14 protein-coding genes are annotated in these 15666 nt (G+C 32.4%); 7 read left to right on the forward strand and 7 right to left on the reverse strand.

Annotation, left to right across the window (positions count from 1 at the left end; translation table 11 throughout):
- Positions 1-59: 59 nt before the first annotated feature.
- Positions 60-1139 carry a DUF6630 family protein gene (locus NLG42_RS01350; RefSeq protein ID WP_257682792.1) on the reverse strand — a complete coding sequence of 360 codons (1080 nt, stop codon included), beginning with the start codon at positions 1137-1139 and terminating at the stop codon, positions 60-62.
- A 159-nt stretch (positions 1140-1298) separates the two neighbouring features.
- Positions 1299-2858, reverse strand: coding sequence for an NAD(P)/FAD-dependent oxidoreductase (locus NLG42_RS01355; RefSeq protein ID WP_257682793.1), 1560 nt, complete (start codon positions 2856-2858; stop codon positions 1299-1301).
- Between the two features lie 308 nt (positions 2859-3166).
- Here NLG42_RS01355 and NLG42_RS01360 point away from each other — a divergent pair, with 308 nt between their 5' ends.
- A complete protein-coding gene (locus NLG42_RS01360) occupies positions 3167-3406 on the forward strand; it encodes a hypothetical protein (RefSeq protein ID WP_099720447.1) in 240 nt (79 codons plus the stop codon).
- A gap of 63 nt (positions 3407-3469) precedes the next feature.
- Here NLG42_RS01360 and recQ read toward each other — a convergent pair whose 3' ends face one another.
- Positions 3470-5665, reverse strand: a complete 2196-nt coding sequence (recQ, locus tag NLG42_RS01365; RefSeq protein ID WP_129024667.1) for a DNA helicase RecQ — start codon at positions 5663-5665, stop codon at positions 3470-3472.
- Positions 5666-5753: 88 nt separating this feature from the next.
- On the opposite strand from recQ, the gene NLG42_RS01370 reads away from it, so the two are divergent.
- The 4 genes from NLG42_RS01370 to lptB all read left to right on the forward strand — a co-directional run bounded on the left by NLG42_RS01370 (position 5754) and on the right by lptB (position 8759).
- On the forward strand, positions 5754-6719 hold the full coding sequence (locus NLG42_RS01370) for a KpsF/GutQ family sugar-phosphate isomerase (RefSeq protein ID WP_164975037.1): 966 nt from the start codon (positions 5754-5756) through the stop codon (positions 6717-6719).
- Positions 6719-7534: a twin-arginine translocase subunit TatC gene (tatC, locus tag NLG42_RS01375; RefSeq protein WP_257682794.1), complete on the forward strand. Its 816-nt coding sequence runs from the start codon at positions 6719-6721 to the stop codon at positions 7532-7534. Before NLG42_RS01370 ends, tatC begins: the two co-directional genes overlap by 1 nt.
- On the forward strand, positions 7527-7877 hold the full coding sequence (locus NLG42_RS01380) for a carboxymuconolactone decarboxylase family protein (RefSeq protein ID WP_257682795.1): 351 nt from the start codon (positions 7527-7529) through the stop codon (positions 7875-7877). The genes tatC and NLG42_RS01380 overlap by 8 nt, the downstream gene beginning before the upstream one ends.
- A 141-nt stretch (positions 7878-8018) precedes the next feature.
- Positions 8019-8759 carry an LPS export ABC transporter ATP-binding protein gene (lptB, locus tag NLG42_RS01385; protein ID WP_089055265.1) on the forward strand — a complete coding sequence of 247 codons (741 nt, stop codon included), beginning with the start codon at positions 8019-8021 and terminating at the stop codon, positions 8757-8759.
- Between the two features lie 85 nt (positions 8760-8844).
- Here the strand turns inward: lptB and NLG42_RS01390 are convergent, their stop codons facing one another.
- Together NLG42_RS01390 and NLG42_RS01395 are read right to left on the reverse strand one after the other, a co-directional pair.
- Positions 8845-9702, reverse strand: coding sequence for a glycoside hydrolase family 25 protein (locus NLG42_RS01390; protein ID WP_257682796.1), 858 nt, complete (start codon positions 9700-9702; stop codon positions 8845-8847).
- Positions 9703-9712: 10 nt separating this feature from the next.
- Positions 9713-10429, reverse strand: a complete 717-nt coding sequence (locus tag NLG42_RS01395) for a CDP-alcohol phosphatidyltransferase family protein (RefSeq protein ID WP_257682797.1) — start codon at positions 10427-10429, stop codon at positions 9713-9715.
- Positions 10430-10621: 192 nt separating this feature from the next.
- On the opposite strand from NLG42_RS01395, the gene NLG42_RS01400 reads away from it, so the two are divergent.
- Both NLG42_RS01400 and NLG42_RS01405 read left to right on the forward strand, forming a co-directional pair.
- On the forward strand, positions 10622-11689 hold the full coding sequence (locus tag NLG42_RS01400) for a putative type IX sorting system protein PorV2 (RefSeq protein WP_470303273.1): 1068 nt from the start codon (positions 10622-10624) through the stop codon (positions 11687-11689).
- A gap of 37 nt (positions 11690-11726) precedes the next feature.
- Positions 11727-12863 carry a DUF4105 domain-containing protein gene (locus tag NLG42_RS01405; RefSeq protein ID WP_257682798.1) on the forward strand — a complete coding sequence of 379 codons (1137 nt, stop codon included), beginning with the start codon at positions 11727-11729 and terminating at the stop codon, positions 12861-12863.
- On the opposite strand, the gene NLG42_RS01410 is transcribed toward NLG42_RS01405, so the two are convergent.
- Positions 12864-14258 carry a sugar transferase gene (locus tag NLG42_RS01410; RefSeq protein ID WP_257682799.1) on the reverse strand — a complete coding sequence of 465 codons (1395 nt, stop codon included), beginning with the start codon at positions 14256-14258 and terminating at the stop codon, positions 12864-12866. It lies immediately after the preceding gene.
- Between the two features lie 66 nt (positions 14259-14324).
- Positions 14325-15662: an O-antigen ligase family protein gene (locus NLG42_RS01415; RefSeq protein ID WP_257682800.1), complete on the reverse strand. Its 1338-nt coding sequence runs from the start codon at positions 15660-15662 to the stop codon at positions 14325-14327.
- Positions 15663-15666: the final 4 nt, after the last annotated feature.

A 15666-nucleotide genomic window follows, 5' to 3' on the forward strand; every position in this document is an offset into this window, starting at 1 on the left:
TGAAGTAATTCACAAATCATTCAAAATAAAACTCGTGAATTCGTAGTGATTAATATAGTTTACAATTGATCAATTTCGATTTTAGTTAACTCTGACAATTCTAAAATTCTATCAACTTCACTTTTGTTAGCAACAAAAAATAAATAGCTATCTCCTTTTGTGTCGTAACTCATTAACTCTAATTCTTGTTTTGCTAACTCCTTTTGTATGTAAGGAAACAAATCGTGACTGTAGGTTTCTTCAGGATAATCAAATTTAAAATCCTGATCAATCAAATCAGATACTATTGCTTCAGCCTCTTCTGCATCAAATTTCCAATCGCTGTTCCAACAATTTACACCTTCAAAAAAATCAAACTCGTCATCATAATCGTAATCCTCGACACCTTCCTCAAAAGCTTCAAAAAGAATCTGCGCCTGACTTTCTAACAACTCTTCTTCCATCTCTCCTCTTGAAATCAATTTCAAAAATTCTTGAAAATGTTCAACTGAAGTACTTTCAGCTATTAGACTTTCTGCTGAAGGTTTTACAACTGTTGCAGGTATTTCGGCTCCTAAATATTCGCAAATACCCTGCAAAACAATTTCAAAGTCCTTAAAACCTATTTTCTGAATTTCATTAGTTGGTTCTTTTATATCGACTGCTTTAAGTTCTAAAAGCCCGCGTGTATAATCATAAAAATAGCTGTTATTATACAGTAATTTAAAATCGTTTGTTTCCGCACTGTTAGTACAACAAAAGAAAACAATGAAATTATTCAAAACATGCTTCAAATGTTTTTTCATTTCTGGAGCAGGCTTTGAGAAAAATTCGATGTGAATGTAGTAATAATTCAATCCTTCCTTTATCTCTTCATCTGAAAGCGGTCCTATATTTACCTTTTTATATACCTCATTTAAAATTTCATATGCATTATTAAAACCCGCTTTTTTAATTTCTGCTTTTCCCTCATCATGATCAAATGAATCTGGAATTGAATATAAGGCTACAGAAACAGTGTCATGAATTCCTTTCATTTTGAAATTCAATCTGCTGGATTCGTGGTATAAATGAGAATAAACTTCGTATAAAACATCAAAAGAAACAATCGACTTTGGGTCATTATTTCTATTAAACAAATTAGAAAAAAAACTGCTCATTGAAATCAAGGTTTAAAAAATCGAAATAATAGTAAAATTAAGTATTCAAAACTATGGTTTATTTACTACAAAAAGAACAAACCAATATATTTTTTATACCTAATATATATTGTTTAACGATTTATAAATAGATTAAAATACGTTGCAGCAAAAAAACTATTATTTCAATGTTTCTGCAATCATCAAAGCACATTTCTCTCCGTCGATTGCGGCAGAAATAATACCACCTGCATAACCCGCTCCTTCACCACAAGGATACAATCCTTTTATTTGCAAATGCTCTAAAGTTTGAGCGTCTCTCGGAATCCTAACTGGCGATGAAGTTCTGCTTTCTGGTGCGTGTAAAATTGCCTCATTAGTTAAATAACCTCGCATTGATTTACCAAACTCCTTAAAACCTTCACGTAAAATCTGTGATAAAAATCCCGGAAAAACCTGTCCCATTTCGACAGAAGTAGTTCCTGGAACGTAAGAAGTTTTTGGAATATCAGCAGAAACTTTGTTTTGTGTAAAATCAACCATTCTCTGAGCCGGAACTTTTTGAGTTTGTCCAGCTAAATGCCATGCTTTTTGTTCAATGCTTTTTTGAAATTCCATTCCAGCAAGAGCGCCAAATTTTGCAAAAGGTTTAAAATCTTCTAGCTTCAACTCAATTACAATTCCTGAATTTGCTGTTGCTTGATCACGTTTCGATGGCGACCAGCCATTTGTAACTACTTCGCCTGGACTTGTAGCACAAGGTGCAATTACTCCACCCGGACACATACAGAACGAATACATTCCACGACCGTTTACTTGTTTTACAATCGAATATGGTGCCGGCGGCAAATGTTCACCGCGATAATCACAGCTGTATTGAATACTATCGATTAATTCCTGCGAATGTTCTGCACGAACTCCCAAAGCAAAAGGTTTTGCTTCGATTAAAATTTTCTTTTTATCTAATAATTCAAAAATATCTCGCGCTGAATGTCCAGTTGCTAATATTAGTTTATTAGCCAGAATCTTATCTCCATTTTGAGTTACGATTCCTTCTACTTCATTGTTTTTTACTAAAATATCAGTTACTCTAGTATCAAACAAAACTTGACCACCAAACTCAATGATTTTATTTCTAATATCTTCAATAATTTTTGGCAGTTTATTAGTCCCAATATGTGGATGTGCTTCAACCAAAATATCTTCTGAAGCTCCAAAAGCAACCAAAAGTTCTAAAATCCTAATAACGTCACCACGCTTTTTAGAACGTGTATACAATTTACCATCAGAATAAGTTCCTGCTCCTCCTTCACCAAAACAATAGTTTGAATCTTCATTTACGATATGTTCAACATTTATTGCTTTTAAATCACGTCGGCGTCCGCGAACATCTTTTCCACGTTCGAGTACAATTGGTTTTAAACCTAATTCAATTAATTGCAAAGCGGCAAAAAGTCCGGCCGGACCAGCACCAACAACAATGACTTCCTGTGCAGAAGAAACGTCTTTATATATAGGAAGTTCAATTTTAGTTTCCTGAAAAGCTTCCCCTTTTAAATATATTATAACTTTCAAATTGATTTTTATCGCTTTTTGGCGCGCATCAATCGAACGTTTTAAAATTGTAATATGCTGAATTTCGTTGGGAGAAACCTTTATTTGTTTTGATAAATAATCTTTAAGCAACAATTCGTTTGCTGCAGTTTCTGGAGTTACCTGAAGTAAAAGTTCTCTTGGCATTGTATCTTATTTATTAGCTTTTCTTTCTATGAAAAGAAGTTGCAAAAATAACATTTTAAAATGAGATTTTATATTTAATGCAAAATTTGCACACATATTGGCGCAGATCTGAACCGATTTTATGATTGTTTTATTTTTAGCCACTGATTATTTTGATCAAAAAGATTTCTTTAAAAATAGGCTAGACGCAATGCAGTGTGTCTCTACCGTAAAAAACTCAGAACCTTAGTCCCTCAGAACCTCATAACCTTTTTTTTCAAATAGACTTTGTACCTTTGTTACTTTGAACCTTTGCACCTATAAAAATAATGTCTAGAAAAATAAAATTAATCTGGGATTTTCGCGGTCCAGCTTCTGCAAAAACAGCTGAACATCATGAAATTCATTTAAAAGAATACATCACAATCGAAAAACTACCTTTAAACATTACGGGATTTAAAATCATAGACGATATGTACGCCATAGCTTTTATGGTGGTAACCGATGAAAATATGATTCAGGTAAGAGATGCTTTGAAACCGCATCGTGGGGAAGTTTATTCTGAGTAAGATGTAAAATAAAAAATGTGAGATGATTCAAAATACATTTAACATCTCACATTTTTCATTTAACTAATTAGCTACTTCACTAATAAACTTAATACGCATTAAACGTAATTCATCAATATCGTAATCGCCGTCGAATTCTTTTAGAGCGTCTTCGATTTTATCTGATTCGGATTCCATGAAATAATCGTGAATTTCCTCTTGCTGATCATCATCGAGCATATCATCAACCCAATATTTAATATTCAGTTTTGTTCCTGAATATACTATTTGCTCCATTTCTTTAATCAATGCATCCATCGAAAGCCCTTTTGCAGAAGCAATATCACTTAAAGGTAATTTTCGATCAATATTCTGAATGATATACAATTTATTGGCAGAATTTACTCCGGTAGATTTTACCACTAAATCATCTGGACGAATAATATCATTATCTTCAACATATCTGCTTATTAAGGTAACAAATTCGCTTCCATATTTTTTAGCTTTTCCTTCACCAACTCCATGAATATTGTACAATTCAGTTAATGAAATTGGATATTTTAAAGCCATGTCTTCAAGTGAAGGATCTTGAAAAACAACAAATGGAGGAACACCTAATTTTTTAGCCACCTTTTTACGTAGTTCACGCAGCATTCCCATTAAAACTTCATCTGCGGTACCTGATGATTTTGATGATGCAACAATAGCTTCATCATCAGCTTCACTGTATTCGTGATCTTCTGACATCAGGAATGAAACTGGTTTTTTAATAAAATCTAAACCTTGTTTGGTAATTTTTATTACGCCATAAGTTTCAATATCTTTTGATAAATAGCCGCTTACTAAAACTTGTCTAAGCAAAGCCATCCAATATTTCTCGTCATGATCTGAACCTGAACCAAAGAAAGACTGCGTATCTGTTTTATGCGCTTTTATAACGGCATTAACGCGACCTATTAAGGTAAAGACAATTTCTTTCGACTTATATATATGTTTGGTATCGCGAACAATTTCAAGCAACTTAACGACTTGATCTTTGGCTTCAACTTTATTTTTAGGATTACGAACATTGTCATCCATATCTGCGCCTTCGCCAGTTTCGCTGTCAAATTCTTCACCAAAGTAATGGAGTAAAAATTTACGGCGTGACATAGAGGTTTCTGCATAAGCGACAACTTCTTGCAGAAGAGCAAAACCAATTTCTTGTTCGGCAACTGGTTTACCAGACATAAATTTTTCTAGTTTCTCTACATCTTTATACGAGTAATATGCCAAGCAATGTCCTTCCCCGCCATCACGGCCAGCGCGTCCTGTTTCTTGATAATAGCTTTCTAGTGATTTTGGAATATCGTGGTGAATTACAAAACGAACATCGGGTTTGTCTATTCCCATTCCGAAAGCAATTGTTGCAACTACTACATCAACGTCTTCCATCAAAAACATATCCTGATGTTTTGCTCTTGTTTTTGCATCTAAACCAGCGTGGTAAGGAACAGCGCTAATTCCATTTACTTGTAAAACCTCAGCAATCGATTCTACTTTTTTACGGCTCAAACAGTAAATAATTCCTGATTTGCCTTTATGTTGTTTGATAAATCGAATAATATCCGACTCAATATTTTTAGTTTTTGTACGTACTTCGTAATATAAATTAGGTCTGTTAAACGAAGCTTTAAAAGTATTTGCATCTACCATATCCAAGTTCTTCAGGATATCTTCCTGTACCTTTGGCGTGGCAGTAGCGGTAAGTCCAATAATTGGAACTTTACCTAATTGTTTAATTATGTTTCTAAGATTCCGGTATTCTGGTCTAAAATCATGACCCCATTCTGAAATACAATGTGCTTCATCGATAGCAACAAATGAAATGGGTACACTTTGCAAGAAAGTAACATATTCTTCTTTCGTTAAAGATTCTGGAGCCACATACAAGAGTTTAGTCAATCCAGACGAAATGTCTTTTTTAACTTGTGCAATTTCTGTTTTAGTAAGTGAGGAATTCAGTACATGTGCAATTCCGTTTTCTGAAGAAAGGCTTCGAATCGCATCTACCTGATTTTTCATCAAAGCAATTAAAGGAGATACAACAATGGCTGTTCCTTCCTGAATTAAAGCGGGTAATTGATAACAAAGAGACTTTCCTCCGCCAGTAGGCATAATTACAAAAGTATTCTTTTTATCTAAAATACTCGTAATGACTTGCTCTTGCAAGCCTTTAAATTGGCTAAAGCCGAAATACTTCTTTAATTCCTTATGTATTTCAATTTCGTTTGAATTCATTCTTTATTTAAATGGATATTTTTGTATAAATTTGCAACACATAAAGATACAACTTTCTTTTATACATACAAATTTTAAATATTCTGTTTTGATCACAAAAGAAAATATATTGGCGATTGCCAAAAAAACCATACTCTCTGAAAGTGAAGCAATTACAAAGTTAATCGATTTTCTTGATGAAAATTTCTTCGAAGCAACCCAGCGCATATATGAAACTAAAGGTCGTTTAATCGTTACCGGCATAGGAAAAAGCGCCATTATTGCTCAAAAAATGGTTGCTACTTTCAACTCTACCGGAACGCCTTCTATGTTCCTGCATGCTTCAGAGGCAATTCACGGCGATTTAGGAATGATACAAAATGAAGACATCATTATTTGCATTTCAAAAAGCGGCAACAGCCCTGAAATTAAAGTACTAGTACCGTTATTAAAACGCTTCGGAAATACTTTAATCGCAATTACAGGAAATATAACTTCGGCTTTAGCCAAAGGTTCTGATTATGTTTTAAATACTACTGTAGATACTGAGGCCTGCCCTATTAATCTAGCTCCAACAAACAGCACTACTGCACAACTTGTAATGGGAGACGCACTTGCTGTATGCCTTATGGAAATGCGTGATTTTAAACCTGAAGATTTTGCGGTTTATCATCCGGGAGGTGCTTTGGGTAAAAAATTACTGCTTCGCGTAAAAGATATGATTGAGCATTCGTTAAAACCAATGGTAACTCCTGAAACGTCTGTTAAAAAGGTAATTTTTGAAATCTCTGAAAAAAGGCTAGGAGTTACAGCAGTTATTGAAAATGACAAAATCGTAGGCATTATCACTGATGGAGACATTAGAAGAATGCTGAACGACAGAGATTCTATTGCAGATTTGACTGCTAAAGACATTATGTCTAAAAACCCAAAATTAGTATCTTCAGAAACTATGGCTGTTGACGCCTTAAATATTCTAGAAGATTTTTCTATAACACAGCTTATCGTTGCAGACAACGGCGAATACAAAGGAGTACTGCATTTACATGACATTTTAAAAGAAGGAATCGTATAATGGCAAAGAAAAATCTTGGCGAAATGTCATTTTTAGATCATCTTGAAGAACTAAGATGGTTATTAGTTAGAAGTACTTTTGCTATATGTATTATGGCATTTGTTACTTATTTTATTAGTGATTATTTGTTTGATGAAATTATTCTAGGTCCAACAAGACCTACTTTTTTCACTTATCAATGGTTTTGCGACTTATCTCATCAATTAGGATTTGCTGACAGCATTTGTATTACTGAATTGAATTTCATTATTCAGAATACAGAAATGGAAGGACAGGTTAATATTTTTGTATGGATGTGTCTTTTGGCTGGTTTTATTTTAAGTTTTCCTTATATTTTATGGGAAGTTTGGAAATTCATCAGTCCTGCATTGTATGAAAAAGAAAGAAAAAATGCGAAGGTTTTTATATTTACCTCTTCGTTACTTTTCTTTTTAGGAGTAATATTTGGTTATTATGTTGTAATACCAATGTCAGTGAATTTCGTCGCTACTTTCTCTATAAGTAAAATGGTTGTAAATCAGTTTACAATAGAATCTTATATGGGAATGGTAAAAACGAGTATTCTGGCGAGCGGATTGTTTTTTGAACTGCCAATTATCATTTATTTCTTAACTAAATTAGGTTTAGTAACCCCTGATTTTTTAAGAAAATATTGGAAATACGCTGTTGTTATCATTCTAATCGTAGCCGCAATTGTTACTCCGCCAGATGTAGTGAGCCAAACAATTGTAGCTATACCAATGTTAATCATCTACGAAGTAAGTATTCTAATATCTAAAATTGTTTATAAAAATAAATTGAAAGAGAATGTCTGATATTATTCAAGAATTCAACGACTACCGTTCTAAAATGAACGAAAAACTGCTTGCTGATAACAACAAAATTGTAAAGCGAATTTTTAATCTTGACACTAATGCTTATGCGCCAGGAGCTCTTGATGTAAAAACCAAAGAACTTTTAGGATTAGTAGCATCTGCAGTTTTGCGTTGTGATGATTGTGTAAAATATCATCTAGAAACAAGTCATAAAGAAGGCGTTACAAAGGAAGAAATGATGGAAGCGATGGGAATTGCAACTCTTGTTGGAGGAACAATTGTAATCCCGCATTTAAGAAGAGCTTACGAGTTTTGGGAAGCTCTTGAAGAGCAGGGCAATTAGAAAATGAGACAATTAGTCAATTAGATAATTTTCTTGACAATATGTTAATTCATTTATCCTATTGATTTATTTTCCTTTATTTTGCCCATTGGAGATGTAATCATCTCATTATCAAATTGACATATTATCTAATTAAAAAAAATGAAGCTAAGAGCCGATAATTTAATCAAAACGTATAAAGGCCGTAGTGTTGTAAAAGGAATCTCTGTTGAAGTAAATCAAGGAGAAATCGTTGGACTTTTGGGACCAAATGGTGCTGGAAAAACAACTTCTTTTTACATGATCGTAGGATTGGTAAAACCAAACTCAGGAAATATTTATCTTGACGATTTGAACATTACTGATTACCCGATGTACAAACGTGCTCAGCAAGGAATTGGCTATTTGGCACAAGAAGCATCTGTTTTTAGAAAGTTAAGTATTGAAGACAATATCTTGAGTGTTTTGCAGCTGACAAAACTTTCTAAGGAAGAACAATATGCTAAGATGGAGAGCTTAATTGAAGAATTCAGTTTAGAACATATTCGCACGAATCGAGGTGATTTACTTTCTGGAGGTGAGCGTCGTCGTACCGAAATTGCTCGCGCATTAGCAACAGATCCCAAATTTATTTTGCTTGATGAACCTTTCGCTGGAGTTGACCCTGTTGCGGTTGAAGATATTCAGAGAATTGTGGCACAATTAAAGAACAAAAATATCGGAATCTTAATTACTGACCACAACGTTCAGGAAACTTTAGCAATTACCGATAAAACATATTTAATGTTTGAAGGAGGAATCCTAAAAGCAGGAATTCCAGAAGAACTTGTTGAAGACGAAATGGTTCGCCGTGTATATCTTGGACAAAACTTCGAACTTCGTAAAAAGAAATTGGAATTCTAATTTATAGTATTAAGTGTTCAGGTCTTTAGTGATCAGTTCTTAAAAAAGTAATCATTGATCAGTTTTTTTTAAGAACTGATCAATGTCAATCAACTGTAATAAACTGCAGCTGTTCTAAATCACCATTATAAATATTCACATCTACACGATGTTTTATTCCCGGCAGAGAAGCTTTTTCTGTAAACTGCCAAAACAGCCATTCTTCATCAATTTTTTCTCTATAAAAGTTGTAATTGGCGATCCAAAATAAATATTCTCCAAATTCTTCTTTTAAAAAATCTGAGTAATACCGTTCTCCTGAGTAAATGATAGGGCGAACTTGATAATGTGCTTCTACTTTGTTAAGCCAGCGCTTTAATCCTTTTTTTAAACTATCAATAGATTGATTTTTTGGAAGCTTTTCGATATCAAGAACCGGCGGTAAATCGCCTTTTTTCAACTTTACTGTTTTTATAAAAAGATCTGCTTGCTCTATAGAATTTTCATTCGGGCGATAATAGTGATAAGCACCTCGTATGATTTTATTTTTTTTAGCTTCTTCCCAATTGTATTTAAACTGCCTGTCAACTCTGTCATTTCCTGCTGTTGCACGAATAAAAACAAATTGCACAGGGTATTTTTCTTCTAGAATCTCAACCTCATCCCAATCGACAGTTCCTTGAAATTCAGAAACATCAATTCCAATTACCTTTCCTTTATGATTTTCAAGAACTTGAATATTTCTAACGTCTGAAAGGTGTTTATCTACCGCATCTTCTTCTAAAACTTTATCTGACTTAAAACCTAAATAATAAGCCAATCCTGAACGATAATGATAAATTGTTCCAATGAAAATTAATCCTAAAAAACTAAATATAATGAAACGGAATAATTTACTAAAAACAGATCTGGCAGGTTTCGTTTTTCGTGTGTAAGAAGTTCGTCGTGTCGTTTTTCTTGCCATTCGAATAAAACTACTTTTTCAAAAACATATTATTTATGATCGATAATAGCACATAAAAAATAATGATTAAGGGAACCGCTCCAAATTGAAACAATAAAAGTAATACCAAAGAAATAACTAAAAATCCAACTTGCAATGCATTATCTTTAAGATTGAATTTCTTGAATTTTAAAGAAAATAACGGAATTTCGGCATTCAAAATATAGGCACTGCATAAAGTAATTGCAAGCAAAACCCATTGATTACTCAGAATTTCTAACAGCATTAAAGAATCTGAAAATTTAAGAACCAAAGGGAGACTCAAAATAAAAAGAGCATTTGCTGGTGTTGGCAAACCTATAAAAGAATCTGTTTGTCTTGTATCAATATTAAAATTTGCTAAACGGTAGCAAGAGCCTAATGTTACAATAAATCCTAAAAAAGGAATAAACTCGGATCCAATTATATCATGTGGATGTGCACTTTTTACAAACAAAGAATACATTACATATCCTGGAGCAACACCACTGGTTACCATATCTGCAAGTGAATCTAATTGAAGTCCAAGCGGACTCGAAACTTTAAATAATCTGGCAAAAAAACCATCAAAAAAGTCAAAAAAGATTCCTAAACAAACCATATAAAAAGCCATTTCATAATTAGCTTTAGAAATAAAGACAACAGCTATACAACCACAAAAAAGATTAATTAATGTAATTAAATTTGGAATGTGCTTTTTAATATTCATGTTTTATAAATTTTGATAATCTTGGTCAACAAATTTAGCATAATATGTCCATGAAAAACGTGTTTTTACAATTGTTTTTTAATACAAATTAAAGCTTGATCAATATTTCTCGAAACGAAGAAATTAGATGCATAAATTATCATATTTTTGAAAAAAAATAAAAACAGGCTCTCGTCTGCAAAAAAATATCAGTTGAAGAAACTTTTAGCGTTTTTACTATTTTGGAGTTTTACTTCTCAGTATGCACAAACTGTTCGAAAATACTCGAATGAGTTTATGAATATTGGTGTCGATGCGGCGGCGTTAGGAATGTCGAGTGCTGTTACTGCGTCTACAAATGATGTTAATGCGGTTTATTGGAATCCTGCTGGTTTAACGCATCTAGAAGATCATCAGATTTCATTGATGCATGCCAGCTATTTTGCCAATATTGCTCAATATGATTTTATAGGTTATGCAAGCCCAATTGATGATCAAAGTGCTTGGGGAATTTCGATGATTCGTTTTGGTGTTGATGATATTCTTGACACAACACAGTTAATCGATAATCAGGGAAATATTGATTATAATCGAATTCGTTTATTTTCTACGGCTGATTATGGTTTTACTTTTTCTTATGCCAGAAAACTGCCTGTTGACGGGTTCCAATATGGTGTTAACGCAAAAATAATTAGACGAATTATTGGAAAATTTGCAAATTCTTGGGGTTTTGGTTTTGATGTGGGATTGCAATTCGAACGCAATAATTGGAAATTTGGTTTAATGCTTCGCGATATTACTACTACTTATAATGTCTGGAATATTGATGAAGATGAATATGCCAAAATTGCAAATGCTATTCCGGGCGAAAACAATGAATTACCAGAAAGTACTGAAATTACTTTGCCAAAAGCGCAATTAGGAGTTTCTAAAAAATTTGAATTCCATAATGATTACAGTCTTATGGCGGCGGCCAATTTAAATATGCGCTTTGAGCAGACAAATGATATTATTTCATCAAAAATTGTTAGTATTGATCCCGCAATTGGTTTTGAATTTGGCTACACTAATCTGGTTTTTCTAAGAGCCGGTGCTGGAAACTTTCAAAATGTAATGCAATTAGATAATACTGAAAAATTAAATTTTCAGCCTAATATTGGACTGGGTTTCAAATACAAAGGCATTCAGATAGATTATGCTTTAACCGATTTAGGAAATCAAAGCGCAGCTTTATACTCAAATATTTTTTCACTAAAAGTAGATTTAGGTATCTTTAGATAATTTTCTCAAACCGTTCAACTTTTTAAAATTTTAAATCATGAAAAATGTCCTTTTCAAAAAAACACTTTTTAGTTTACTATTATTACTAAGTTTTATTGGTTACAGCCAAAATATTCCTTTATCGAAAGATGCTAAAGTAAGTGTGATTACTTGTGGTTTAGGTAATGAAACCTATTCTTATTTTGGACATACTGCGATTCGGATAGCTGATCCTGCCAACAATATTGATGTTGTTTACAATTTTGGCGCTTTTGATTTTAGAACTCCAAACTTTGTAGCAAAATTTGCGAAAGGTGATTTACAGTATTTTGTAATTACACATTCTTTTTCAGAATTTCTAAACGAATACAATGAGGACAAACGAAGTGTTTTTGAGCAAGAGCTTCTTATTTCTCAAGATTTAAAACAAAAACTTTTTGATAAACTAAATTCTGTTCTATTATCTGAAGAGCGTTATTATACCTACAAGTTCATTGATAAAAATTGTACTTCGATGGTGGTTGATATTATCAACTCAACTTTAAATGGAAATGTTATCGTTAAGAAAGAGGACACAGATAAAACATATCGTTCTATTTTATTCCCTTATTTTAATGGTCATTTTTATGATCAATTAGGAACTAGCATTATTTTTGGAACTAAAGTTGATCAATTGGGAACCAAAATTTTTCTGCCTTTTGAATTAAAAAATAGTTTAGCGAAAACTACTTTTCAAAATCATCCTTTAGCAAAAGAGAGCCAAACTCTTTTGAGTTTTGAAAAAGAAACACCATCCTCATGGTGGAATAATATTTATACTTATATAATTATTTTAGGTTTTGTCGTTTTAGCTCATAACAAAATTGTTGATAAAATCTATTTATTCATTTTGTCTTTAATAGGAGTATTTTTTGTTGTAATGGGCTTTTATTCATTTCACCAAGAACTGGCAATGAATTACAATGTATTGCTGTTTAGTCCGCTATTATTGATTTTAATTCTTTTTTCAATTGCAAAAAACAAAAGATGGACTTACCGATTTGCGATTTTACATTTAATCTTCTTGATTGTTTATGCAATTTTCCTAATCAATAAAGCACATTTTTTAATTGTTTTACCAATGATAATTACAAGTGGTTTTGTGCTGGTTCGAGTTGCGATAAGAAACAAAAAACGCATCCCGATAATAATCTAATTATTGTCCGCGATAAAATAAAACGGTAGTTATAGTTTTGAAAGTGATACTTAAATCTAGAAAAATACTTCGGTGTTTAATATAGTATAAATCATACTGCAGTTTTATCAAACTCTCGTCTATAGATTCTCCATAAGAATAATTAACTTGTGCCCAGCCAGTAAGACCCGGTTTTATAACATGACGCGTTTCATAAAAAGGCATTATTTGAGCGATTTCCTTAACAAAAAAAGGTCTTTCTGGTCTTGGACCAATTACTGCCATATCTCCTTTTATAATATTGATAAACTGCGGCAATTCATCAATCCTTGATTTACGCATAAATTTACCAAATGGAGTTATCCGTTCATCATTTGAAACTGCAAAAACTGTGCTTTGCATTTCTTGAGCCTCAACCATGGTTCTAAATTTGTAAATTTTAAAAACGGTTCCATTTTTTCCTACTCGTTCTTGCGTATAAAACAGACTTCCTTTATTTGCAAAAAAATTGGTCAAAGAAATAAACGGTATAAAAACAATGCAGATTATTAAACCTGCAAATGAAAAAACAAATTCTAAAAGACGGATTAAAGACAAATACAATTTATTGCTATTGCTGCGGCTAAACGGAAAAAAACGATAGAAGTCTCTTGCAATATAATGCAATGGTATTCGCTGTGTTTTACTTTCATAAACCTGTGTATACTCTCTAATACTATTTCCAGATTCTAGTAAATGGAGCAACTGTTGATACAAATCGGTATTGATTCCATCTGTTTTTTGAGATGCAATAACAATTTCAGAGATACTGTGATTCGCGACGAAATCTTCTAGTTCATTTTTCTTAATTTCTTTTACGTAATGAAAACCTGTATTCTCCTCAGAAACAGAATCAGAATTAACGAAACCTACAATTTTATAATGCGGATCGACATTTTCGAGTCCTAAAACCAATTCTTCAACCTGATTTTGACCGCATATCAATACAACATTTTGTGAAAAACGATGAGACGCTAAAAAGAAGGCATAAAAAAAGCGCCACAGTAATACGGTAATTAATATTGTGAAATAAAAGATTAAGATAACCAGTCGCTGTTTTGAAAGTTCAGGCGATAAAATCGGCGTGAGAATATAAGTTAAAACTGTAATTGAGACCGCTCGAATAACATTTTTAAATATTTGAAACGGATTACTCGCCACCTGCAAATTATAAATCTCAAAGACTACTCCAAAAACAGAGAGATAAGTGATAAGAATTATGGGATGATAGAAGGACTTTTTTTGAAAAGCAAGATAATTACAATCAAAAATGTTGTTTAATAAATATAAAGCTGTCAAAACAAAAAAGATATCAAAAACAAAAAGTAATACTTTTCGTTCTGAAATTTCAAAGTGCATTTTTTTATTTGAGGGCATTTACTTTTTAGCAGATTTAAAAACTTTACTTCGAAGCAAATGTACCGCAAAAACATAAACTTTATCTTACAAATGTGTTGTTTTTTCTGGAAGTTTTATTTGTACAAATAAAAGTGTTAAAGCATATATAAATGCAGGAGCTGCTGTTCGCATGGCCGCATGATTTATTGTAAGAAACCAAAAAATAAAAAAAGACAAAAAATACAGATGTTGTCGATTGTTGACATATAATACAAACGGAGTAATAAGTAGTATCAAAAGTCCAAATATGCCAAATACACCATGTTCGCTTAGCATTCTTGTTATTTCGTTATGAGAAGCAACTTCTTGTCCTAATGAATCTTTTCGCAATTCTTTTCCCATTCCTGCTCCTACTCCAGTAATGGGGTTGTCAAAAAACATTTTAAGATCTGCACTCATAACTGCTTCTCTCCCACCAAATCGATCTGTTTTCTGTCTTCCTTTAGCATCTTGATTAGCATATCTTTTTTCGATTAATCCGCTGGTTTGCGAAATAGTATATCCCCAAATACCTATTCCTAAAAGGCAGGCCAAAATTACAACTAAACCAACTTTAGCTTTTCCAAGAGAATTCGAGATGTAATAAATTACAACCATAAGACAGACAATCATGGCAATTCCAGTAATAACACCACCTCTCGAAAAGGTAACAATTGCTCGATAGCTTACCAAAATCAGAAGAATTCCATTTAAAATAATTTTCTTTTTTGATTTTGAAAACAAAAGCAATTGAGAGAAAAAGACAAACATTCCTAATCCTAAAATAGTAGAAACTTGATTAGGTCCAAATCCTCCTGAAGTTTCAAAATTAGACTGCGTACCCGTAACAACATCTTTTACGCTTGGATTATACAAGAAAAGATAAACTACTGTTGAAATAATAGGAAGTCCCATTACTAAAATAATATTTTGAAGATCTTTAAACAGAATTTTTCTTTTAAACATATAGATTGAAGAAACTGCTAAACACACTGGACCTGATAAATTAAATACTAAAGCTTTTTTAATATCTATATTGAAATCAGCTGTACTTACAGAAACAAAAATCCCAGGTATTAACAACAATAAATAAAAGAAATAAACGAATGATTTAGTTGAAACAGTACTATAAAACATGCCTGTTAACATAAAAAAGACAACCAGCGTTTTTACATATTCGTTACTGAAATTACCTCCTGTCATTCGCAAAAAAACTTCAACACCTATGAAGTAAGCACTTACATAAAGAACTTCGTTATTCTTATTCTTGCTTCGAAAAACAACAAAGAGGCCAACAACTGGAATTAAAAGAGCATAAAGCATTGACAAAAAAGGTAACACAAAAACCATCAATGCAATTATAACATGGACTAAAATAAGATAAGAAAATGAGATTCTTTTCATTAAT

The sequence above is a fragment of the Flavobacterium plurextorum genome (assembly GCF_024638035.1).
Classification (GTDB): Bacteria; Bacteroidota; Bacteroidia; order Flavobacteriales; family Flavobacteriaceae; genus Flavobacterium; species Flavobacterium plurextorum.